Source organism: Dactylosporangium sp. NPDC005555 (assembly GCF_040605635.1).
Classification (GTDB): Bacteria; Actinomycetota; Actinomycetes; order Mycobacteriales; family Micromonosporaceae; genus Dactylosporangium.
This window is the reverse complement of sequence record NZ_JBEXDG010000009.1, coordinates 1-24,062: the sequence shown is the minus strand read 5'-3', so window position 1 is coordinate 24,062 and position 24,062 is coordinate 1. Positions and strand designations below refer to the sequence as shown.

Here is a 24,062-nt window from a genome sequence, read left to right as displayed (position 1 = left end):
CGAACCCGGCACGTGACGGCTACGACCTCCGCAGCAGGTGTGCGGCGCGCCGGGCGGTGGCCGGTCCCGCCAACCACTCGGACAGGCTGAACGGCGCGCCGAGCCGGGCCGCCAGCTCCACCGCGAGCAGAGAGTGGCCGCCGAGGTCGAAGAAGTCGGCGTCCGGGTCGACCACGGGCACGTCCAGCACCGAAGCGAACAGCCCATCGACCGTCCGGGAGAGGTCGCCGGCGGGCACGGACGCCAGGACCGGTGGCGGGGAGGCAGGACGCGGCGCGGCCGGCGAAGGCCGGAGGTCCGTGTCCGGGTCGTCGGCGACCTCGCGGGCCAGTGCGACGAGCGCGTCCGCCCATTCCGCCACGGTACCGGCGTCGAACAGGTCGGCCGCGTAGGTGAACGAGCAGCGCAGGCCCTCGGGGCTGTCGCGGGCGTCCAGTTCCAGGTCGAGCCGGGCCCCCTCGTCCCCGGCCGCGTCCAGCGGCGTGATGGTCGGTCCGGCGGCCGTGGTCACCGGCGATGGGGTGTTGTGCAGGGTGCAGCCGACCTGGAACAGCGGATTGCGGCCGGCCGGTCGCCGCGGGGCGAGGTGCCGGACGACGACGTCGAGGGGAAGCTCCTGGTGCTCGTAGGCGTCCAGGCAGGTCGTCCGTACCGACGCCAGGAACGCGGCGAACGACGAAGCCTGTCGTGGGCGGCCGCGCAGGACGACGACGTTGGAGACGTAGCCGACCAGGTTGTGCAGCTCGGTGTGGCGGCGGTTGGCCAGCTGGGTGCCGACCAGGATGTCCTCGGCGCCGGTCACCCGGGACAGCAGGACCTGGAACAGGGCGAACAGCACCATGAACTGGGTGGCGCCGCAGCGGCGGGCCACCGCGTCGAGGCGGTCCCGCAGCGCCGCCGGCAGCAGGACGTCGTGGACCGCGCCGCGCAGGGCGTGACCGGCCGGACGCGAGTGGTCGGCGGGCAGCGGCAGCGGGTCCGGCGGATCGGCGAGCTGGGTCAGCCAGTACGAGAGGCTGCGCCGGGCCTGGTCGCTGTCGAGCCACTCCTGCTGCCATCGGGCGTACTCCGCGTACTGCGGCACCGCTGGGGGCAGCGCGGCGGGGCGGCCGGCGACCGCCGCGGTGTAGAGCTCGCTGAGCTCGTGGGTGAGCACGCCGATCGACCAGCCGTCGATGACGGCGTGGTGGAACGTCAGCAGGAGCAGCGACTCGCGGTCGTCGAGCCGCAGCAGCCGGGCCCGCACCAGGGGACCGGCCGACAGGTCGAACGGCGTGCGGCGCGAAGCCGCCACCGCCTCCTCCTCCGAACTCGACGAAGACGGGGTGAGAACCTCCAGCAGCGGAGGCGACGACCGCGCGATGCGTTGCACGGGCCGTCCGGCATCCAATGGCAGCGTCGTGCGCAGGATGTCGTGCCGGCGGACCAGCTCGTCGAGCGCGTGTCGGAGCGCGTCCTCGTCGAGTGGGCCGGACAGGCGGCACTGCACGGGGGTGTTGTAGGCCGGGCTCATCGGGGCGAGCTGGTGCAGGTACACCATGGCGCGCTGGCCGCACGACGCCGGCGCCGGGTCCTCGTCCGCCAGGCCGACGGCGGCGCCGGACAGTCCCCGCCGCCACAGGCGCAGCCGCAGCTCCGCCCGCTGCGGTGCGGACAGCCGACGCGCCGCCTCCAGCGCCGACGTCACGGCAGATCCCGGGGCGGTGCGACAGGCTGCGAAGCGGCCAGCGCGTCGGCCAGGTCGTCGAGGAAGTCCAGGCCGTCGTCGGCCGGCGCCGCGAGCGACGCGGCCAGCCCGGCGATCGTCGGCCGCTCGAAGAACTCCCGCAGCGCCAGCGCGACACCCAGCTGGTCGCGGATCGCGGCGACGACCACGGTCGCGAGCAGCGAGTGGCCGCCGAGGTGGAAGAAGTCGTCGTGCACGCCGATGCGGGGCACGCCGAGGAAGCCCGCCCAGATGTCGTGGAGCCGCTGCTCCACGTCCGTGCCGGGCGCGACATAAGCGACGCCGACGACCCCGTCGTCGCGGGTGCCGCCGGACGGGGCGGGCAGCGCCTGGAGGTCGAGTTTGCCGGTACGGGTGAGCGGCAGCCGCTCCAGCAGCACGAACTGCCCCGGCACCAGGTAGGACGGCAGCCGGGCGGCGAGCGCGGCACGCAGGTCGGCGACGGACACCGAAGGCTCGGCGCCGACCTCGACGTAGGCGACGAGGCGCTTGTCGCCCGCCGGGTCCCGGACCGTCACCACGGCCCCGCCGACGCCGTCGACCGTGCGCAGCGCGGACTCGATCTCGCCGGGTTCGATGCGGTACCCGCGGATCTTCACCTGCCGGTCCAGCCGGCCCAGGAACTGCAGGCTGCCGTCGGCGAGCCACCGGACCTGGTCACCGGTGCGGTAGAGCCGGCCGCCGGGCGGGCCGAACGGGTCGGGCACGAACCGCTCCGCGGTCAGGCCGGGCCGGTGCAGGTAGCCGCGGGCGAGTCCCGGGCCACCGACCAGCAGCTCCCCCGCGACACCGACCGGGACGGGTCGCAGCTCCGGGTCGAGGACATACGCGGTCGTGTTGGTGATCGGCCGGCCGATGGGCACGCTCGGCCCGGTCAGCGAGCCGGCCTCGACGGGATGCACCGTGGCGGAGACGGTGATCTCGGTCGGTCCGTACGCGTTGAGGAAGCACCGCGGTCCCCCGGCGTCCAGCACGCGCCGCGCCCGGTCCGGGTCGAGGACGTCGCCGCCGACGATCAGGTGGCGCAGCCCCCGGAACACCTCGGGTTCGGTGTCGGCGACCAGGTTGAACAGCGCCGGGGTCAGGCGGACCACGGTCGCGCCGGCCGCGCTGATCGCCGCCGCCAGCTCCGCGGCGCCGAGCGGCTGGTCGCCGGGGACGACGGCCAGCCGGGCGCCGTTGAGCAGCGCCGACCAGACCACGAACGTGGTGGTGTCGAACGCCGGGTCGGCGGTGAACAGCACGACGTCGTCCGGGCCGATCGTGACATGGCCGGTGTCCACGACGAGCCGCACCACGGCCCGGTGCGGGATGCCGACGCCCTTGGGCTGTCCGGTCGACCCCGACGTGTACATGATGTTGGCCAGGCTGTCCGGGGCCGATGCGGCGGCGACCGTGACGGCGGAAGCGGGTTGCGTGAAGCCGACGACGGGGAGCTGCCCGGCGAACCAGGAAGGGTCGCGGGTGACGACGGCGGCGATCCTCGCGTCGCGAGCCATGAACCGCAGCCGCTCCTGCGGATAGCCGGGGTCGAGCACCAGGTAGGCGCCGCCGGCCTTGAGCACGCCGAGCATGCCCACCACCAGGTCCGCGCAGCGCCCCAGATGCAGACCCACCGGCACGTCGGTGCGCACCCCCGCGTCGCGCAGGGCGGCGGCGAGGTCGTCGCTGCGGGCGTCGAGCTCACGGTACGTCCAGGCGAGCGTCCCTTCGGTCACCGCCACCGCGTCGGGGCACAGCGCGGCCCGGGCCCGGAAGAGACCGTCGATCACCGGATGCTCCGGCTGCCGCCGGGCCGTGTCGTTCCACCCGGCGACGATCCCGGCGGACTCGTCCGGCGACAGCAGCGACGGTACCGACGCCGCGTCGTCGATCCGGGTGCACATCGCTTCCAGGAGGCGCACCCACCCTCGGGTGAACCGGTCGATCGTCGGCTCGTCCCACAGGTCGGTCGCGTACTGCAGCTCGACGACGAGGCCGGCGCCGGTGTCGTTGACGGTGCACGACATGTCCAGCTTCACGGTGTCCGTCGCCGTGTTCCGCGGGTGCAGGGTGGCGCCGTGCATCGTCACGCCGCGCAGGTCGTCGTCGAGGACCTGGAAGATCACCTGGAACAGCGGGTGGCGGCTCGGGTCACGGTGCGGGGCGAGCGCGCCGACGACCCGGTCGAACGGCGCGTCCTGATGGTCGAACGCCGCCTTGCACGTCTCGGCGGTGCGCCGGATCACGTCGCGCAGGGTCGGCCGGCCGCCGAGGTCGGTGCGCAGCACGAGCATGTTGAGGAACAGCCCGATGATGCCGTGCAGCTCGTGCCGGCCACGGTTGGCGATCGGGGTGCCGACCACGATGTCCGCCTGTCCGCTGTGCCTGGACAGCAGCACGTTGAAGCCGGCGAGCAGGGTCATGAACAGCGTGACGCCTTCGTCGCGGCTGAGCCGTCGCAGCCGGTCGGCGAGGTCCGGGGCGATCTCGGTGCGCCACGTCGCGCCCCGGAAGCTCTCGACCGGCGGGCGGGTGCGGTCGGTGGGCAGGTCCAGTGTGGACAGTCCGTCGAGCTTCTCCCGCCAGTACCGCAGATGCGGCTCGACGGCGCCGCGTTCGACGAGGTCACGCTGCCAGGCGGCGTAGTCGGCGTACTGCAGCGGCAGGGGTTGCAGGCGGGGCGCCGCGCCGGTGCGGTGCCCGTCGTAGCGGGCGACGAGCTCGCGGACGAAGATGGCGAGGGACCAGTCGTCGGCGATGATGTGGTGCAGGGTGACCAGCAGGACGTGGTGCCGCTCGGCGACCCGCACCAGCCGGAACCGCGCGAGCGGCAGCCGCTCCAGGTCGAACGGCCGGGCGTGCTCCCGCGCCGCCAGCTCCCCGATCGCGGCGTCGGCGCCGGGACCGGCCGGCACCGGCAGGTCGGTGACCGGCAGGGGCACCTCGAGGCTGTCGGCGACGAGCTGCCGCAGGACGCCGCCGTCGACGGCGAAACACGTCCGCAGGCTCTCGTGCCGGTCGACGCATTCACGCAGCGCCGCGGCCAGGTCGCCGACGTCGAGGTCGCCCTCGATGTCGACGGCGCCGCCCAGGTTGTACGTGGACGTGCCGGGCGCGAGCTGGTCGTAGAACCACAGCCGTTCCTGCGCCAGCGACGCGACACTCGCGAGGAAGGAGACCTCGTCCTCGGCCGGCTCGTCGACCGGCACTGCCACGTCCTCGACCGGCACGGCCGGCTCGTCGGCGACAGGCAGCGCCGGGGCGGGCAGCCAGGACTTGAGCTCACCGGCAAGGTACAGGTCCCGGCTCTGCCGGCGCCGCACCTTGCCGCTCGTGGTGCGGGGCAGGCCACCGGGTTTGAGCAGGAGCGCGGCGGTGACGCCGACCTGGTGCTCCTCAGCGACCCGCCGGTTGACCGCGCGGAGCACCTCGTCGTAGCGCACCTCGTTGCGGCCGAGATCGTCGCCGGCGACGGCGCCGTCGTCGGCGACGAGCCGGACCCGGGCGGCGGTCTCGGCGACGACACCGAGGCACGACTGTCCGTTGTGCTGGTAGCCGAAGACCGCGGACCGGCCGGTGGCGAGCGCCGGGTGCGCCGCCTCGACGGTCAGCTCGATGTCCTGCGGGTAGTGGTTGCGCCCGTCCAGCACGATCATGTCGTCCATGCGGCCCAGCACGTAGACCTGCCCGTCGCGCTGGAAGCCGAGGTCGCCGGTGCGCAGGAAGCCCGGCACACCGTCGAGGCCGACGCCGACCTTCGCCGCGTCGGCGGCGGGCTGCCGCCAGTAGCCGGGGGTGACGCTGGGCCCGGCGACCCAGATCTCGCCGGACCGGTCCGGCGGGCATTCCCGCCGCGTCCGCGGGTCGACGATCCGCACGTCGACGTTGGCCGGCGGGCGGCCGCAGGCGGACAGGCGCCGGTGCCGCGCGCCGGCGGCCGGTGGGCGCAGCAGGCCGTCGCGTTCCAGGGTTTCCGCGTCGAGGTCGACGAACCGCGCGTCGCCGGGCCGGCGGCCGCTGCTGACCATGAGGGTCGCCTCCGCCAACCCGTAGCAGGGCAGGAACGCGGCCTCGTCGAACCCGGCGGGGGCGAACGCGTCGGCGAAGGCGCGCAGCGTGTCCCAGCGCACCGGTTCGGCGCCGCACAGCGCGTACCGCCAGCCGCTGAGATCCAGGCCGGCCCGCTGCTCGGGGGTGGTCCGCCGGACGCACAGCTCGTAGCCGAAGTTGGGGCCGGTGCTGATGTTCGCCCGGTAGCGGGTCATCGCCTCCAGCCAGGCGACAGGGCGCATCACGAACGCCATCGGCGACATCAGCGCGATGAACCCGCCGAGGTAGAAGCACATCAGCATCTGGCCGAGGCCCATGTCGTGAAACAGCGGCAGCCAGCCGACCACGCGCGGCTCGGTGATCGGGTCGACGGCCATGCCGAGGGCACCGGCGGTGGCGGACGAGTTCGCGAGCACGTTGCCGTGCGTGATCACGACGCCCTTCGGCTCGCTCGTCGATCCGGACGTGTACTGCAGCAGGATCGGCGCGTCCGGGCCGAGGTCCGGGTCCTGCCACTGCCCGGCGAGCTCCAGCGGGAGGGCGTGCACTGTCGCCCGCGCGCCGACGCCCAGCTCGTCGACCGCGGGCGCGTCGACCAGCTCCGGGGTGGTGAGCACGATGGCCGGTTCGGCGTCCTTGACGATGCCGAGCAGCCGCGACAGCGCCGTGCGCCCGGCCGACGGGCCGTCCGGGTAGGGCACCGGAATCGCGACGACTCCGGCGTACGCGCAGGCCAGGAACGCCACGACGAAGTCGGGTGAGGTGGGCAGCACCAGCAGCGCCCGGTCGCCGGGCCGGACCTGCCGCAGCAGCGCCACCGCGCCGGCGCGGGCCAGGCGGTCCAGCTCGGCGTAGGTGACCTCGGCCGTCGCCTCGCCGTCCCGGTCCAGGAACGCGCAGGCGGGCCGGTCCGGCTGCCGGGCGGCCTGCGCGCGCAGCGCCGCCACCAGGCTGCGGTGCCCGCGCGAGGCGAGGACCGGGTGACGTTCGTCGGTTTCCACGGCGGTTCGGGTGCCTTCCTACGAGACGAACCTATGAGACGAATGCGGGGCTCGGCGACCCGGCCTCGGCGCGGAGCCGGTCGAGCACGAGGTCCCGCTGGGTGAACAGGCCGAAGTGACCGCCGGGAAGGGCCTGGCTGTCGAACGCCGCGCCCGTGCTCGCCCGCCAGCCGTCCGCCTGGGCGAGGGTCAGGCTGTGGTCGTCCTCGCCGACGAGCGCGGTGACGGGGCAGCGTAGCGGCGTGCGGGCGGACGGCCGGTACGCGTCGATCATCGCCAGGTCGGCGCGCAGCACCGGCAGGTACGCGCTGAGATACTGCGGCTGGTCGAGGATCTCCTGCGGGATGCCGCCGTACCGGCCCTGCAGCATCGCCACGAACGCGTCGTCGTCCAGCCCGGCGAGGTCCGGCCGGGACGGGGCGGCACCCGGCGGGTGGGCGGCCGCCGCGACCAGCCGCACCGGCGTGAGCAGGAACCGCTGCTCCAACTGGCGGGCGACCTCGTAGGCGACGAGGGCGCCCATGCTGTTGCCCACGAGCGCGAACGGCACGTCGAGCAGCGGCAGCAGGGCCCGGCCGAGCGGCCCGGCGAGTTCGGCGATGCCATCGGCGAAGGGTTCACCGAAGCGGGTCTCGCGGCCGGGCAGCTGGACCGCGCACACCTCGACGCCGTCGGGGACGCCGGCGGTCCACTGCCGGAACGCCGACGCGGCACCGCCGGCATGCGGCAGGCAGAACACCCGCAGCGCCGGCCGGGGGCCGCCGCCGCGCAGCGGCACCCAGGTCGTCCAGTCCGGGACGGACGGTGTGGTCATCGGCGGGTCACCCGCTCCCGCGACACCGGGACGATCTCGGTGCTGACGAAGTCGGAGCGGGTGTCGCCGAGCTCGCCGAGACCCTTGGCGAGGGTGGCGACCGTCGAGCACTCGAAGATCATGCTGAGCGGCATCGCCTTGCCGAGCCGTTCGCCGACCCGGGCGACGACCCGCATCGCGACGAGTGAGTGCCCGCCGAGCGCGAAGAAGTCGTCGTCGACGCCGACCCTCGCCACGCCGAGGACGTCGGCCCAGATGTCGGCCAGCCGCTGCTCCAGGTCGGTGCGCGGGGCGAGGTAGGGCCGGGCGGCGACGAGCACCTCGGCGGTGTCGCGGGCCCGGAGCGCGGCCACGTCCACCTTGCCGTTGGCGCTGGCCGGCAGCCGCGGCAGCGGCACGAAGCCGTCGGGCACCATGTACTGCGGCAGCCGTTCGCGCAGCCGGTCGTACCACCGCTCGACCGGCGGCGGCTCCGGCTGTTCCCCGACGGCGACATAGGCGACCAGGCGACGGCCGGTGTCGCGGTCTGTGCCCCCGTCGGTGTCCCGGTCTGTGTTTCGATCTGTGTCCCGATCAAGGACCACGACGCCGTCGGCGCCGGTGACCTCCCGGACGGCGGCCTCGACCTCACCCAGTTCGATCCGGAAGCCGCGGATCTTCACCTGGGTGTCGGCGCGGCCGAGGTACTCGATGACCGGCCCGTCGGCGGTCCGCCGGTGCCGGACCAGGTCGCCGGTGCGGTACAGCCGGGCGCCGGGCGTGTCGCTGAACGGGTGCGGCACGAACGCCGCCGCGGTCTCCCCCGCCCGGCCCAGGTAGCCGCGGGACACGCCCGGGCCGCCGACGTACAGCATGCCGGGCACGCCGGGCGGCACCAGGCCCATCGCGGCGTCGAGCACGTACGCCTCGGCGTTCGGATACGGCCCGCCGATGAGGCTGCGGAAGTCGTCGGAGCCCGCCGCCTCGTCGGGTGCCGCGTCCCGCACGACCAGGTACGTGCTGTCGATGGTGGCCTCGGTCAGCCCGTAGGAGTTGACGACGTCGGCGCCGACCGGCAGCAGCCGCCGCAGGTCGGCGAGTTCCTGCTGGTAGATCGTGTCCGAGCCGACGACGAGCGTCTTGAACGTGTCCAGGCGCTGCCCGCTCGCCAGGAGGTGCTGCGCCAGGCCCTTGACGACCAGCGGGACGAACTCGGCGAAGTCGATCCGCTCCCGGCGCACCAGGTCCAGCAGCGCCGGGGGTTCGAGCAGCGTCTCGCGCGGGCACAGCACGAGCTTCGCGCCGGAGCACAGCGCGCGGACGACGTCACCGACGAACACGTCGAAGCCGAAGGCGGCCATCTGCAGCACCGCGGACACCCTGCCCGGCAGCCGGTAGGCCGATGCCCAGCCCTCGTACACCGACAGCAGGCCACGATGCTCGACCAGGACACCCTTGGGCCGCCCGGTGGAGCCCGAGGTGAACAGCACGTAGGCCAGGGCGTCCGGCACCGCCCAGCCGCGCTCGGCGACCGTGTCCATCGCCGCGTCGAGGCAGAGGCTGTCGACCGGCAGGCCGTCCAGCCCGGCGCGGTGGGTGGTCGTGGTGACCACGACGGTGACCGCCGCGTCGGCGAGCATCGCCACCCGGCGCTCCCGGGGACCGGCGACGTCCAGCGCCACGAACGCCCCGCCGGCCTTCCACACCCCGAGGACCGCGACGACCATGTCGACGGAGCGCTCGACCAGGACACCGACGGCCGTGTCGGTGACCACGCCCCGTTCGCGCAGGGCGCCGGCGAGCCGGTCGGCGCGCTCACCGAGTTCGCGGTACGTCAGCCGGTCCTCGCCGTGGACGACCGCGACGGCGTCCGGGGCCTTGCGGGTCTGGGTCTCGATGAGGTCGACGACGGTCCGCGCCGGCGACGGGCCGGTCGGCTCGCCCACCGCCGCGCGCAGCAGCGCGTCGCGTTCGGTGCCGGTGACCACGGGCACGTCGCCGCAGCGGGCGTCCGGGTTCTGGGCGAGGGCGTGCAGCAGGCGGGTGAACCGTTCGGCGAGCAGTTCCGCGGTGTCCCGGTCGTACAGGTCGCCGCTGTACTCCAGCTCGCCGTCCAGCCCGCCGCCGGCGCGTTCCCGCAGCCCGAACGACAGGTCGAACTTCGCGGTGGACGTCTCCTCCGGCTCCTGCCGCATCGACAGGCCGTCCAGGGCCACCTCGACATCGGTGGTGTTCTCCAGCGACAGCATCACCTGGAACAGCGGGTGCCGCGACCGGACGCGGGTCGGGTTGAGCACCTCGACGAGGCGCTCGAACGGCACGTCCTGGTGCTCGTAGGCGCCCAGGTCGACCTGCCGGACCCGGCCGACGAGCTCCCGGAAGGTCGGGTCGCCCGAGGTGTCGGTGCGCAGGACCAGCGTGTTGACGAAGAAGCCGATCAGGCCGTGCAGTGCCTCGTCGGTACGCCCGGCGACCGGGCTGCCGAGAGGGATGTCGGTGCCCGCGCCGAGGCGGGTCAGCAGCGCGGCCAGGCCGGCCTGCACGACCATGAACAGGCTCGCGCCGCACTGCCGGGCCACGTCCAGCAGCGCGGTGTGCAGCGCCGCGGGAAGCTCGAACGGCACGACCTGCCCGGCGTAGGTGGACTCGGCGGGACGCGGCCGGTCGGCCGGCAGCGCCAGCTCCTCCGGCAGGTCGGCGAGGGTGTCGCGCCAGTACGCCAGCTGCCGCGACGCCAGGCCGGCCGGGTCGTCCTCCCGGCCGAGCAGGTCCCGCTGCCACAGGGTGAAGTCGGCGTACTGCACCGGCAGCGGCGTCCACCGCGGCGCCCGCCCGTGCTGCCGGGCCGTGTACGCCTCGGCCAGGTCGCCGGCGAGGGGCTCCATCGACCACGCGTCGGCGGCGATGTGGTGCAGCACCACGGTCACCACGTGCTCGTCCGGCGCGACCTTGAACAGCCACACCCGGATCGGCGGCTCGGCGGTGAGGTCGAACGCGTGGTTGGACGCCGCCAGCCGCGCGGCGGCCACCTTGCGGCGGGTCGTGGTCGCCGTGGTGAAACCGGGCCGTGCCGCGTCCGCCGGCACGATCCGTTGCAGCGCGACGCCGTCGACCTCGAAGACGGTGGTCCGCAGGCTCTCGTGCCGCTCGACCAGGTCGGTGAACGCGGCGCGGAGCGCGTCGACGTCCAGTGCGCCGGTGAGCCGCAGCGACATGGAGATGTTGTAGGTGGCGCTCGGGCCCTCGAAGCGGTGCAGGAACCACAGCCGCTGCTGGGCATAGGACAACGGCACCCGCTCCGGGCGCCGGTCGGGCGCGACCACCGCGGGACGGCCCGCGCCGTCGCGGACGCCGGCCGCGTCCAGCGCCGTGGCCAGGCCCGCGACCGTCGGGGTCTCGAACAACTGCCGGATGGCCAGTTCGACGCCGAGCGCCGACCGCACCCGGCTGGCCAGCCTGGTCGCCAGCAGCGAGTGCCCACCGAGGTCGAAGAAGCTGTCGTCGACGCCGACCTCGGCGACGCCGAGCACCTCGGCGAACAGGTCGCACAGCGCCCGTTCGCGCGGCGTGCGGGGCGCGCGGCCCGCGACGCTGTCGTGGGCGGGGGCCGGCAGTGCCCGCCGGTCGAGTTTCCCGTTCGGGGTCAGCGGCAGCCGGTCCAGCGGCACCAGCGCCGACGGCACCATGTAGGCGGGCAGCAGCCCGGCCAGGTGGGTCGTCACCGTCGCGGTGGGGACGTCGCCGGCGACGTAGCCGACGATGCGTTTGTCGCCGGGCCGGTCCTCGCGCAGGATCGCGGCCGCGTCGGTGACGCCGGGACAGCTCAGCAGCGCCGCCTCGATCTCGCCGAGCTCGATCCGGAAGCCGCGCAGCTTGACCTGGTCGTCGGCGCGGCCCAGGTAGTCCAGTTCGCCGTCGCCGGTCCAGCGGGCGAGGTCGCCGGTGCGGTACATGCGCTCGCCGGGCAGGCCGTAGGGGTCGGGGACGAACCGGTCGGCGGTGAGCGCCGGGCGGTGCAGGTAGCCGCGGGCCAGGCCGTCGCCGGCGACGAACAGCTCGCCGCGGACCCCGGGCGGCACCGGCCGCAGCTGCTCGTCCAGCACGTACACGCGCAGGTCCGGCAGGTTGACCCCGATGGTGGAGCCGGTGGCCGCGGCGGCGCGGGCCCGGTCCAGCGCGTGGTAGGACACGTGCACGGTGGTTTCGGTGATCCCGTACATGTTGACCAGGCGCGGCGCGTCGTCGGCGTGGCGGGAGTACCAGTCGTCGAGGCGGGCCAGGTCGAGGGCCTCACCGCCGAAGATGACGTACCGCAGGTGCAGGCGGCTGCCCGAGGTCTCCCGGTCGGCGGCGGCGAGCTGGTGGAACGCCGACGGGGTCTGGTTGAGCACGGTGACCCGCTCGCGTTCCAGCAGCCGCAGGAGCGCGGCCGGGTCGCGGCTGACGGCCGCCGGCACGACGACGAGGCGGCCGCCGTGGGCGAGGGCGCCCCAGAGCTCCCACACGGAGAAGTCGAACGCGTAGGAGTGGAACAGCGTCCAGGTGTCCGCCGGCCCGAACTCGAACCACTGCCGGGTGCCGGCGAACAGCCGCGCCACGTTGTGGTGGCTGACCATGACGCCCTTGGGACGGCCGGTGGACCCGGACGTGTAGATCACGTACGCGGTGTCGTGCGGGTGCAGCGGCCTGGTCCGCTCGTCCTGGCGCAGGTCGGTGCCGGACCGTCCGGCGGTGTGCCGCGGGTCGTCGACCGCCAGGTGCGGGATGCGTCCCGCGGCGGGTGCGGTGGCGGTGGTGGTCAGCACGGCCACCGGCGCGGCGTCGTCCAGGGTCGCGGCGATGCGCTCGGCCGGGTGGCCGGGTTCGATCGGCAGGTATCCGGCGCCGGTCTTCAGCACGGCGAGGAGCGCGGCGACCATGTCCCGCGTCCGGGGCAGGATCAGCGCGACGAGCGCGCCGGGGCCGGCGCCGTGTTCCAGCAGGGCCCGGGCGAGCCGGTTGGCGCGCGCGTTGAGCTCCGCGTAGGTCTCCTCGCCGGTCTCGTCGGCCAGTGCCGTCGCCGACGGGTACGCCGCCGCCGCCCGCTCGAACAGCTCCGGCAGCAGGTCACCGGGGGCGAACGACGCCGGTTCGCCGGGCCCGCCCGAGACGGCGGCGGCCCGCTCGGCCGGTTCGAGGATGTCGATGCCGGCGATCGGCCGGCCGGGGTCGGCGGCGACCGCGCGCAGGACGCGGACCAGCCGGCCGGCGATGGCGGTGACGGTGGCGTGGTCGAACAGGTCGGTCCGGTATTCGACGGTGACGTCCAGCCCGCCCTGCTCGATCTCGGTGACCTCGAAGGTCAGGTCGACCTTCACCGCGCCGGTGTGGACGGGGTGGACGGCGACGTCGAGGCCGGGCATGGCCGCGGCGGTGCGCAGCGCGTGCCGCTGCTCGGTGTCCAGCGTGAGCATCACCTGGAACAGCGGGTGGTGGGCGAGGGTCCGGGCCGGGTTGAGGTCCTCCACGAGGCGCTCGAACGGCAGGTCCTGGTGGGCGTAGCCGGCCAGGTCGGTGTCGCGGACCTGGCGCAGCAGGTCGGTGAAGGTCGGGTCGCCGCCGGTGTCCGCCCGCAGCACGAGCGTGTTGACGAAGAAGCCGACGAGGTCGCTGAGGTTGTCGTCGGTACGCCCGGCGATGGGCGTGCCGATGGGGATGTCGGTGCCCGCGCCGAGCCGGGTGAGCAGCACGGCGAGCGCGGCGTGCAGCACCATGAACGTGGAGGCGTTGTGGTCGCGGGCCAGGTCACGGATCCCCGCGGACAGCTCGGCGGGGACGGTGACGCTGACCCGGTCGCCGTCGTAGCCGGCCACCGCCGGGCGGGGCCGGTCGGTGGGCAGCTCGAGCTGCTCGGGCAGCCCCGCGAGCGCCGTTCGCCAGTGCTCGAGCTGGAGCCGGGCGGTGCTGCCGGCCTGTCCGAGCAGCTCGTGCTGCCAGACGGCGTAGTCGGCGTACTGCACCGGCAGCGGCGCCCACGCCGGGGCGCGGCCGCCGGCCCTGGCCGTGTAGGCGACGGTCAGGTCCGCGGCGAGGGGGCCCATCGACCAGGCGTCGCCGGCGATGTGGTGGATGAGCAGCGACAGCACGTGGTCGGTGTCGTCCATGCGCAGCAGCGTCGCCCGCAGCGGGGTCTCGGTGGCGAGGTCGAACTCGTGGCGGGCGGCCGCGGCGAGCGCCGCGTCCAGCCCGTCGGTGCCGCAGTCGGCCACCGTCAGCACGGGCCGTGCCCGGTCGGCGGGCAGGACGATCTGGTGCACGCCCTCGCCGTCCTCGGCGAAGACGGTGCGCAGGCTCTCGTGCCGCTCCTGCACGTCGTGCAGCGCGGCCGTCAGCGCGTCGATGTCGAGGGTGCCGCGCAGCCGCAGCGCGCCCGGGATGTTGTAGGCGGCGTTCGCGCCCTGCATCCGGTACAGGAACCACAGCCGCTGCTGGGCGTAGGACGCGGGGACCCGCGCCGGACGGACGGTGCCCAGCAGCGCCGGACGGACCGGTGCGCCGCCCACGCCGAGCCGCTCGGCGATCCCGGCGACGGTCGGCGTCTCGAACAGCGCGCGGATCGGGATCTCGACGGCGAACGCCGACCGGATCCTGCCGACCAGCCGCGTGGCGAGCAGCGAGTGCCCGCCGGCGGTGAAGAAGTCGTCGAGGACGCCGAGGTCCGGCCGGTCGAGGATCTCCGCGCACATCGCCAGCAGCCGCGCCTCCACCGGGGTGCGCGGCGCGACATAGGTGCGCGGGTTCCGGCCCGTGGTCAGCGGCAGCGCGGCGAGGGCGTGCCGGTCGGTCTTGCCGCTGGTCAGCGTCGGCAGCGCGGGCAGGGTGACGAAGTGGCTGGGCAGGCACGCCGGCGGCAGCAGCGTGCGGAGCCGCTGCAGGAGGGCGTCGGGGTCGAGGGCTTCACCGGCGGCGAGGTAGGCGACGAGCTGCTGGTCCTGTCCGTCGGCAGGGCCGGCCGGGCGGGTCAGGACCGCGGCGTCGGCGACGCCGGGCAGGGTCCGCAGCGCCGCCTCGACCTCGCCGAGCTCGACCCGGACGCCGCGGACCTTCACCTGCGTGTCGCCGCGGCCGATGAACTCCAGCTCGCCCTGCGCCGACCAGCGGACCAGGTCGCCGGTGCGGTACATGCGCGCGCCGGGCGCACCCGACGGGTCCGGCAGGAACGCGGCCGCGGTGAGGTCGGGCCGGTTGAGGTAGCCGCGGGCCAGGCCGTTGCCGGCGACGTACAGCTCACCGGCGGTGCCCGGCGGCACCGGGTCGAGGTTTTCGTCCAGCACGTACGCCCGCACGCCGCTGATCGGGCGGCCGATCGGCACCGCGGCGGTGGGCGGCGTCCCGGGCCGGCACCGCCAGAACGTCGACTCGATCGACGCTTCCGTCGGGCCGTAGAGGTTGTACAGGTCGATGTCCAGGACCTCGAAGAAGCGTTCGACGAGGCCGCTTCCGAGGGTTTCGCCGCCGCACAGCACGTGCCGCAGCGTGGTGCAGCCGGCGACGTCAGGTTCGGCAAGGAACTCGCGCATGGTGCTGGGGACGAACTGCACCGACGTCACGCCGGCGCGTTGGATGAGCGACACCAGGTAGCGCGGGTCGTGGTGGCCGTCATGGTCGGCGACGACCAGTACCGCGCCGACACACAACGGCCAGAACAGCTCGTGCACCGACGGGTCGAAGGTCAGCGGGGTCTTCAGCATCGTCCGGTCGCGGGCGGTGAGCCGCACCTCGCTCTGCCACCAGCGCAGCGTGTTGACGATGCCCTCGTGGGGCACGGCGACGCCCTTGGGCCTGCCCGTGGAGCCGGAGGTGTAGATGACGTACGCGGCGTTGCCCGGCAGCAGGCCGCGGCCGGTGTCGCCGAGGTCGCCGAGCTCGCGCCCGGCGAGGGCTGCCGCGGTCGCCGGGTCGTCCAGCACCAGGACCGTGCCGGTGGCCGGGAGCCGGTCGGCGACCTCGGCGGTGCTGAGCACCACGACGGGCCGCGCGTCGCCGAGCAGCTGCTCCAGCCGGGCCGGCGGGTGGGCGATGTCCAGCGGCAGGAACGCCGCCCCGGCCTTGGCGGTGGCCAGGGCCGCCACCACCAGGTGGGTGGAGCGGGGCACCGCGAGGGCGACGACGCGTTCCGGGCCGGCGCCGCGCTCGCGCAGCAGCCGGGCCAGCCGGTTGGCGCGGGCGTTGAGATCCGCGTACGTCAGCGTCTCGTCGCCGGCCATGACGGCGGTGGCCGCCGGGGTGCGCCGTGCCTGCGCCTCGAACAGCGCGGGCAGCGTCGCCTCCAGCATCGTCCCCGCGCCGGCGGAGACCTCCGGCCGGACCGGGGCGGGGACCGCGACCGGCGGCGCGACCAGGTGCTCGACCGGCTCGTCCGGGCGGCTCAGCAGGTCGTCGAGCAGCCGCTCGTAGGCGCCGATGTGCCCGCGGACCGTCGCCTCGTCGAAGATCTCCGCGTCGTACTCGAACGTGATGGTCATCGTGCGGCCGACGCAGAGGATGTCGACCTCGAAGTCGGCCTTCGTGTAGCGCCGCGACGTGCGCAGCACCCGCAGGTCGAGGCCGTCGGCGGACGGTGTACCGGCGGGGCGGTCCAGGTTGAAGAACGAGCCGAACAGGCGCATGCCGGGTGCGAGGTCGGCGAGGTGCTCCCGGATCGCCTCGACGGTGAAGCCCGGGTGCAGGTACGCCTCGACCAGCGTGCGCTGCATGCCCTCGACGTACCGGCGGGCGCTGACGCCGCGGGGCAGCCGGCTGCGGACCGGCAGCACGGTGCTGCAGTTGCCGACGAGGCGGTCGTCGCCGTCGTGGTCGCGCTGGGCGAGGGGCACCCCGACGACCACGTCGTCGCCGGCGAGCCGGTGCAGCAGCAGCCCGTACGCGGCGAACATGACGGTGAACGTGGTGACGCCCCACCGCCGGCTCTCCGCGGTGGCCAGGTCCGCGATCCGCTGGTCGACGGCGAACTCGATCCGCCCGCCTCTGCGCGCGGTCCGCGCGGGCCGGGGCCGGTCCGCGGGCAGGTTCAGGATCGGGAACCCGTCGGCGAAGCGTTGCGTCCAGTACGCGGTGTCGGCCTGGCCGGCGGCGCCGTCGACGCGTTGCGCCTGCCGCTGGACGAAGTCCTGGTAGCGGGCCGGCGCGGGCAGCGCCGACGGGGTGCCGGCGCGGCGCGCAGCGTAGCAGTGCAGCAGTTCGTCGAGCACGACGCTGAACGACCAGCCGTCGATGACCGAGTGGTGCACCGCCAGGTACAGGGTGTGCTGCGCCGGGCCGAGCCGCAGCAGCGCCGCCCTGAGCACCGGGCCGGTCGCCAGGTCGAACACCTCGCCCGCCCGCTCCCGCAGCCAGGCGTGCATCCGCGCGGGCCCGTCGTATCCGCCGGGTCCGCAGACGAGGTTGACGAGCGGCAGGTCCACCGGCGATGGCGGCTCGACGCGCTGGCCGGAGCCGTCGGTGAGGAAGACGGTCCGTAGGCTGTCGTGCCGCGCGACGACCTCGTCGAGGGCACCGCGCAACGCGGCCGTGTCCAGTTCGCCGTCCAGTGCGAGCAGGATCGTCTCGTTGTAGGCGAGCGAATGATCGGGGCTCATCTGGTCGAGCAGCCAGATGTCGCGCTGCGCGTGGCTGAGCGGGTAGCTCTCGCCGTCGCGGATCTTCCGGCCGCCGAAGAAGCCGGCCGCGGTCATCGCCTCGACGGTCCCGGCAACCGCGGCGACGATCCGGTCGGCGTCGGCGTCGGTGTGCGCGAGGGACAGGAAGCAGTTGCGGCCTTCCCAGATGTACAGGCCGCGCTCGACCAGCATCATGTAGAACAGCTCGACGGTCTCGGACAGCGGCGCCTCCTGCAGGAACCGCAGCCGGAACAGCGAACCGAACACCCCTGTGCGCACCGGCACGCCGGCCGCGGCGAAGACGTCGTCGAGGCGCCGCCCGAGGTCCGCCACCCGGCGGTTGAGGTCCTCCTGCACCGACGGGCCCAGCCGGCGCAGTTCGCGCAGCACGGCACGGCCGGCGACCATGGCGAGGGGGTGTTTGCAGAAGGTACCGGTGAAGAACGTGCGGACCGAGTGCGGGTAGGGCGCGCCGTCGAACTGCCAGGCGCCGCCGTCGACCGCGTTGAGGAACCGGGCCGCGCCGGCCACGACACCGATCGGCATCCCCCCGCCCACGACCTTGCCGTAGGTCGTCAGGTCGGCCTCGATGCCCCACATGGCCTGCGCGCCGCCCGGGTGCATCCGGAACCCGGTGATCACCTCGTCGAAGATCAGCGGGACGCCGGTCTGCTCGGTCAGCGTGCGCAGCTCCCGCAGGAACTCGACGGGCTGGTGGTCGGGGCGGCGGCTCTGCACCGGCTCGACGAGCACGGCGGCGAGCTCGCCCGCCCGGTCGCGCAGCACGTCGAGGGAGGCGGGGTCGCCGTAGGGCAGCACGAGCGCGTTGGCGCTGACCTCGGGCGGCACCCCCGGCGCCATCGGCACCGACTCGCCGGAGGCGCCCTCGATGTCCTGGCGCGCCAGGATCGGGTCGGCGGAGCCGTGGTACGCGCCGGCGAACAGCGCGATCCGGTTGCGGCCGGTGACCGCGCGGGCCAGCCGGACCGCGACCATGACCGCCTCGGATCCGGTGTTGCAGAACAGCACCCGCTCCTTGCCGGTCAGCTCCCGGATCAGGTCGCCGAGCTCGGCCGCCAGGGGCGTGTGCGGGCCGAGCTGCATGCCCTCGCCGAGCTGCGCGACGATCGCCTCGTTGATGAACGGCTCGTTGTGGCCGAAGAGGTTGACGCCGAAGCCCATGGTGAGGTCGATGTACTCGTTGCCGTCGACGTCGCGGACCTTGGAGCCCTGCGAGCCGGTCACGACGATCGGGTAGCGCGTGTCGCGCAGCTGCGGGTACGGCTGCGGGGCGTGCCGGACGTCGGCGTGGCCGCCGCGCTCGCCGGCCGCGTGCGCCATCGAGCCGCGGGTGCGGGCGGTGAACCTGGCGATGAGCGCGTCGGCGAACGCCCGCTGGGTCTCCCCGAGGCCGGCCTTCGGCGCGGACGGCCTGGGCTGGAACGCGACGTAGGTGTCGCTGGGCGCCAGGGCGATGGCGGGCCGCACCGTCGGTGTGCTGCCCTCGGGTGTGCCGGTGCCGCCGATCTGGTCGTACACCCGGTTCATCAGCCGCAGATGGTCGTCCATCACCCGCAGGTGGGCGTCGAGCAGCCGGGCGAGCGGGTCGCTGCCGCCGGCCGTTGCCCGCGCCGTTGCCCCTACCGTTGCCCCTACCGCGGCCTGCGGTTGTGGGGAGTACCGGGCCAGGACGTCGGCGGGCGCGTGCTCGTGGATGTACGCCGCCACCCGGCGCAGCGTGTTGACGTCCTCGAAGAGCTGGCTGATCGGGATGGCGACCTGGAACGTCTTCTGGATGGTCTGCAGCGTCTGGAACAGCGTCATGGAGTCGGCGCCCAGCTCCAGGAACGACAGGTCCGGATCGACCGTGCCGTCGTGTTCGAGCAGCGTCGACACGACCTGCCCGAGGGCGGCCAGGATCGGGTCCGGCGAAGGGGTCTGATGCTCCACGATGACCTCGGATGTCGTCTGCGGCGGGTCCGCCGCCGGCCCGGATGACGGCAGCCAGTGCCGTTTGCGTTCGAACGGGTAGGTCGGCAGCGGCACCCGCGACCGCCGGTGCCCGTGGTGGACGGCCGCCCAGTCGACGGGCCGGCCAGCGGCGTACAGGCGGGCCAGGCCCTCGGTGAGGACCTCCCAGTCCTCGACGCCGCGGCGCAGCGACGGCAGCCACAGCCCGGCGCCGATCTCGCGCCGGCCCATGCCGAGCAACGCCTGCTGCGGGCCGACCTCGACGAACGTGGTGCAGCCGCGCTCGGCCAGGGTGCGCAGCCCGTCGGCGAACCGCACGGTCGCCTCGAGGTGCCGCTCCCAGTACGCGGCGTCCGGCCGGTGGGTCGGGTCGAACACCCGCCCGTCGAGGTCGCTGACCAGGTCGATCCGCGGCGGCCGGTATTCCAGGGCGCGGGCCGCCGGCTTGAACGCCTCGCGGGCGGCGCGCATCGTCGGCGAGTGGAACGCATGCGAGGCGGGCACCGGGCGGGTGCCGACGCCGTCCGCCTCCAGCCGCTGCCGCAGCGCCTCGACCGCGGCGGTGGGACCGGAGACGGTCACCTGTTCCGCGCCGTTGACCGCGGCGACACCGAGCCCGGCGCCGGCGCCCGACGCGGCGATCGCGTCGCGGACGGCCGCCTCGCCGGCGAACACCGCCAGCATCGACCCGGGCCCGGCCAGCTGCGCGACGAGCCGCCCGCGGCGGGCCGCCAGCCGCAGCCCGTCGGCGAGGTCGAGCACGTCGGCGACGCACGCGGCGGCCAGGGTGCCGACGCTGTGACCGAGCAGCAGGTCGGGTCGCACACCCCAGCTCATCCACAGCTGCGCCAGCGCGTACTCGATCGCGACCAGGGCGGGCTGCGTGTACCGGGTGCGGTCCAGGAGGTCCCGCTCACCGGGCGCGGGGAACAGCAACGCCGTCAGCGGCCGCTCCAGCTCGTCCTCGAGGATGTCGCTGCACCGGATCAGCTCCTCGCGGAACAGCTCGTTCGTGGTGTACAGCTGCCGGCCCATGCCGACGAACTGCGAGCCCTGCCCGCTGAACAGGAACGCGACCTTGCCCTCGGCGGTCCCGATGACCGAACCGGTCCGGACCCCTTGCGCCTGGCCGCCGGCGGCGAGGGCGTCCAGGCGGGCGAGGGCGTCCTCGTGGCCCGCGACGGACATCGCGGCCCGGTGCCGCAGGTGGGCGCGGCCCAGGTTCGTGGTCTGGCAGACATGGTCGATTCCGGCGCCGGGCCGCTCGCGCAGGTGGGCCGCGTACCGGGCGGCGAGCGCGCGCAGCGCCGGCTCGGTGCGGGCGCTGAGGGTCAGCACGTGCCGGGGACGCTCGTCGCCGCGCGGCACCGGCCCGGCGACCGGCGGCTCCTGCACGACGATGTGCGCGTTGGTCCCGCCGAACCCGAACGAGCTGACACCGGCGGTGCGCGGCAGGCCGTGCACCGCCGGCCATTCCCGGCCGGAGACCGGGATCTCGTACGACCCGTCGGCCGGCAGCTGCGGGTTGCGCTCCCGCAGGTGCAGGTGCGCCGGGACCCGCCGGTGCCGGGCCATCAGCACGACCTTGATCAGCCCGGCGATCCCGGCCGCGGCCTCGGTGTGCCCGATGTTCGTCTTCACCGAGCCGAGCAGGAACGGCTCCCCGGCGGTGCGGCCCTCCGCCAGGACCGACGTCAGCGCGCGCACCTCGATCGGGTCGCCGAGCACGGTCCCGGTGCCGTGCGCCTCGACGTAGCCGACGTCGGCCGGCGCCAGGCCGGCGTCGCGCAGCGCCGCGCGGACCACCCGCTGCTGCGCGGCGCCGCTGGGGGCGGTGAGCCCGTTGCTGCGGCCGTCCTGGTTGACCGCCGAGCCACGGATGACCGCCAGCACCGGGTCGCCGTCGCGCTGCGCGGCCGCGAGCGGCTTCAGCACGACGACCCCGCATCCTTCGGCGCGGGCGTAGCCGTCCGCGGCGGCGTCGAACGTCTTGCACCGGCCGTCGGCGGCCATCATGCCGGCCCGGGTGAACACCTCGGTGACCCCGGGCGCCCGCACCAGGTTGACGCCACCGACCAGCGCCGTCGTGGTCTCCCCCGAGCGCAGGCTGCGGCAGGCCAGGTGGACGGCGACCAGCGACGACGAGCACGCCGTGTCCACGGCCAGGCTCGGCCCGTCGAGGTCGAGGAAGTAGGACACGCGGTTGGCCGCGATGCTCAGTGCCTGCCCGGTCGCGCTGTACGGGCTGAGCTCGGTGCCCTCGGCGGCCTGCAGGCGCCCGTAGTCGCTGCCGCTGATGCCGACGAAGACGCCGGTCCGGCTGCCGGCCAGGCTGCCCGGTGCGATCCCGGCGTGTTCGAGCGCCTCCCAGGCCACCTCCAGCAGGAGGCGCTGCTGCGGGTCGACGTGCGCGGCCTCCTTGGCGGCGATCCCGAAGAACTCCGCGTCGAACGCGTCGATCTGCCGCAGCAGCCCACGGTCGGGGCCGGTCGGCTCGCGGCCCTCGTCCAGCAGCGTCCAGAACTCGTCGAGGCTGTCGGCGCCCGGGAAGCGGCAGCCGGCGCCGATGACCGCGATCGCCGCGCCGTCCCCGGACCGTCCCGCCGGGTCGCTGTCGACGGTCCGGGGGGACGGGTCGGCGCCGCCGCCGAGGTGGGCGGCGAGGCTGCGGGCGGTCGGGTGCTCCCAGAACAGCACGGGCGACAGCGGGCGGCCGAGCTGCTCCTCCAGCTGCCCCATCAGGGTCAGGGCGTCGCGGGAGGACAGCCCGAAGTCGGCCAGCACCGCGTCCGGGTCGACGGCGCCGGCGGCGAGCCCCGTGTGCTCCGCCAGCCGGGCGACGATCCACGCCTCGACATCGTCCTTGGCTGGGTACACGGCCGGCTCCTCGACTAGGACGGCGTCGTCGGGACGCCCAGGGGCGCAGGAGCACCACGGCGGCTCGGTGTCGCACCGGCGACGGCCCGGATCTGGTGCTGCGTGGGACAGCCGGAGCGGGCTCGTGACCCCCCGACCCTGCTATTGGATCTCCGCACCCACCGGTGGTAAATGGCCTCCGGCCTTCTCTAGGGGATCCCCTAACCCCGCCTGCGGCTGGCGAGCGCCGCCGGCCGGGCGTCAGTCCGCGTCGCGGCGCGCGATCGCGGTCGTGGCGGGTCTGTCGACCGGTGCCGCGGTCATGCCCTTGCGCACGGCGTCCAGCAGGGCGGTGCCCTGCGCGGCGAGCGAGGCGACGACGCTGTTGAGGCCCTCGGCGCCGTCCAGGACGGTGAGGTTGGCGCCCTGCAGGCCCTGCGCGGCGGCCCGGAGCAGCTCGGGCAGCTGCTGGATGACGAGCTGGTCCAGGGCGATGCGGTCCTGCGCGGCGGCGGCCTCGGCGGACAGTTTGGTCGCGTCGGCCTCGGCGCGCGCGAGGGTGACGATCCGCTCGGCCTCGGCCTGCGCGGGCCGGATGACCTCGGCCACGAGCTCGGCCTGGCGCAGTTCGGCGTTCTTCTGCGCGACGATGGCCTGTTCGACCAGGACGTGCTGCTGGGCCTGCGCGGCGGCGAGCGGACCGGCCTGCGCGGCGGTCTGCTGGGCCTGGTCGATCTCGGCCTGATAGCGCGCCTGGGCGATGGCGGTCTGCCGCGCGTACTCGGCCTGGTTGCGCATGCTCTCCTGGCGCGCCATCGCGCTGGCCTGGTCCGCGACCGCCTGTGCCACGTTCGCCTCCTGGTTGACCCTCGCCTGGTGCGGGGCGGCCAGGGCCTTGATGTATCCGACGCCCTTGTCGTCGATGCTGCTGATCTGCAGCGAGTCGATGTCCAGGCCGATGCGGGCCATCTCGGTCTTGCTGGCGTCGACGATCGCGTCGGCCAGGGTCTGCTGCTCCCTGATGATCGACTCGACGGTCATGCTGCCGATGATGCTGCGCAGGTGCCCGCTGAAGATCCGGCCGACCAGGACGGGCATCTGCGACTGGTCACCCTGGAAGCGGCGGGCCGCGGCGGCGATCGACTCGTGGTCGTCGCCGACCTTGAACGCGATGACGGCACGCACGAACAGGGTCAGTCCCTGCTGGGTGTAGCAGTCCTCCTCGACCTCCGCCTCCTGCATGGCGAGCGTCAGGTGGGTCGCCTTGGAGAAGACGGGCACGACGAACGCGCCGTGCCCGGTCACGATCTTGAACGGCAGCGCATCGGCCCCGCGTTGCTTCCGGCCGCTGATCAGCAGGGCCTCGTTGGGGGCGGGCACTCGATAACCGAACATGATGGTCGGCCTCTCTCAGCCAGTGGTGGTGTGACCTCCGGGCATCGGCGGCCACGGTTCGACGTCGACCTGGCGCGCGCCGCGGAAATGGACGACGAGCACGTGGGCGCCGGACGGCAGCGGCTGGACGGCGTAGGCGAGATAGTGGTGCGGCACACCCTGGACGACGACCCGGATCTCCCCGGGCCGGTCGCCTCCGCGTACGGCGGTGACCACCACGCCGACCTTGCCGACCAGCGACTGACCGCGCACCGGCTGCTCTCCCAACCCCGTCGCCCGCTCCGCGTGATCCCAGGCTCCCGCGCGTCGTGACGTGTGCGATCCAGATTGTGCACCCGCCGCGCCACCGCGTGTGCCCCGGGCCGCGGGCCGCCGCTTGAGCGGCCCCGACCGGCGGGCCGGCCTCGATCAGCCCCGCGGAGAACGTACGGTGGATGTATGGCGCGGGGAGAGTTGCGGGTGTATCTCGGCGCCGCGCCCGGCGTCGGTAAGACCTACAAGATGCTCGAGGAGGCCCGCCGCCGCCTGCAACGCGGCACCGACGTCGTCGTCGGGTTCGTCGAAACCCACAACCGGCCCTTCACCGAAGCCATGCTCGCCGGCCTCGAAACCATCCCCCGCCGCACCATCACCTACCGCGGCACACAATT

6 protein-coding genes and 1 pseudogene are annotated in these 24,062 nt (G+C 74.3%); 1 reads left to right on the top strand and 6 read right to left on the bottom strand.

Annotated features, from left to right (window positions below; translation table 11 throughout):
- Window positions 1-19: 19 nt before the first annotated feature.
- From ABZS58_RS12490 to ABZS58_RS12465, 6 genes are all read right to left on the bottom strand, one after another.
- Window positions 20-1,687: a condensation domain-containing protein gene (locus tag ABZS58_RS12490; protein WP_354780592.1), complete on the bottom strand. Its 1,668-nt coding sequence runs from the start codon at window positions 1,685-1,687 to the stop codon at window positions 20-22.
- Window positions 1,684-6,759 carry an amino acid adenylation domain-containing protein gene (locus ABZS58_RS12485; protein ID WP_354780590.1) on the bottom strand — a complete coding sequence of 1,692 codons (5,076 nt, stop codon included), beginning with the start codon at window positions 6,757-6,759 and terminating at the stop codon, window positions 1,684-1,686. Before ABZS58_RS12485 ends, ABZS58_RS12490 begins: the two co-directional genes overlap by 4 nt.
- 31 nt (window positions 6,760-6,790) lie before the next feature.
- Window positions 6,791-7,573, bottom strand: a complete 783-nt coding sequence (locus tag ABZS58_RS12480) for an alpha/beta fold hydrolase (protein WP_354780588.1) — start codon at window positions 7,571-7,573, stop codon at window positions 6,791-6,793.
- The gene (locus tag ABZS58_RS12475; protein ID WP_354780586.1) at window positions 7,570-22,038 is read right to left on the bottom strand and encodes an amino acid adenylation domain-containing protein; all 14,469 of its coding nucleotides are present in this window, start codon (window positions 22,036-22,038) and stop codon (window positions 7,570-7,572) included. Before ABZS58_RS12475 ends, ABZS58_RS12480 begins: the two co-directional genes overlap by 4 nt.
- A 240-nt stretch (window positions 22,039-22,278) precedes the next feature.
- Window positions 22,279-23,412, bottom strand: a complete 1,134-nt coding sequence (locus tag ABZS58_RS12470; RefSeq protein WP_354780584.1) for an SPFH domain-containing protein — start codon at window positions 23,410-23,412, stop codon at window positions 22,279-22,281.
- Between the two features lie 15 nt (window positions 23,413-23,427).
- Window positions 23,428-23,664, bottom strand: coding sequence for a hypothetical protein (locus ABZS58_RS12465; RefSeq protein ID WP_354780582.1), 237 nt, complete (start codon window positions 23,662-23,664; stop codon window positions 23,428-23,430).
- A gap of 186 nt (window positions 23,665-23,850) precedes the next feature.
- Here ABZS58_RS12465 and ABZS58_RS12460 point away from each other — a divergent pair.
- Window positions 23,851-24,062, top strand: a pseudogene (locus ABZS58_RS12460) (sensor histidine kinase KdpD); the annotation flags it as partial.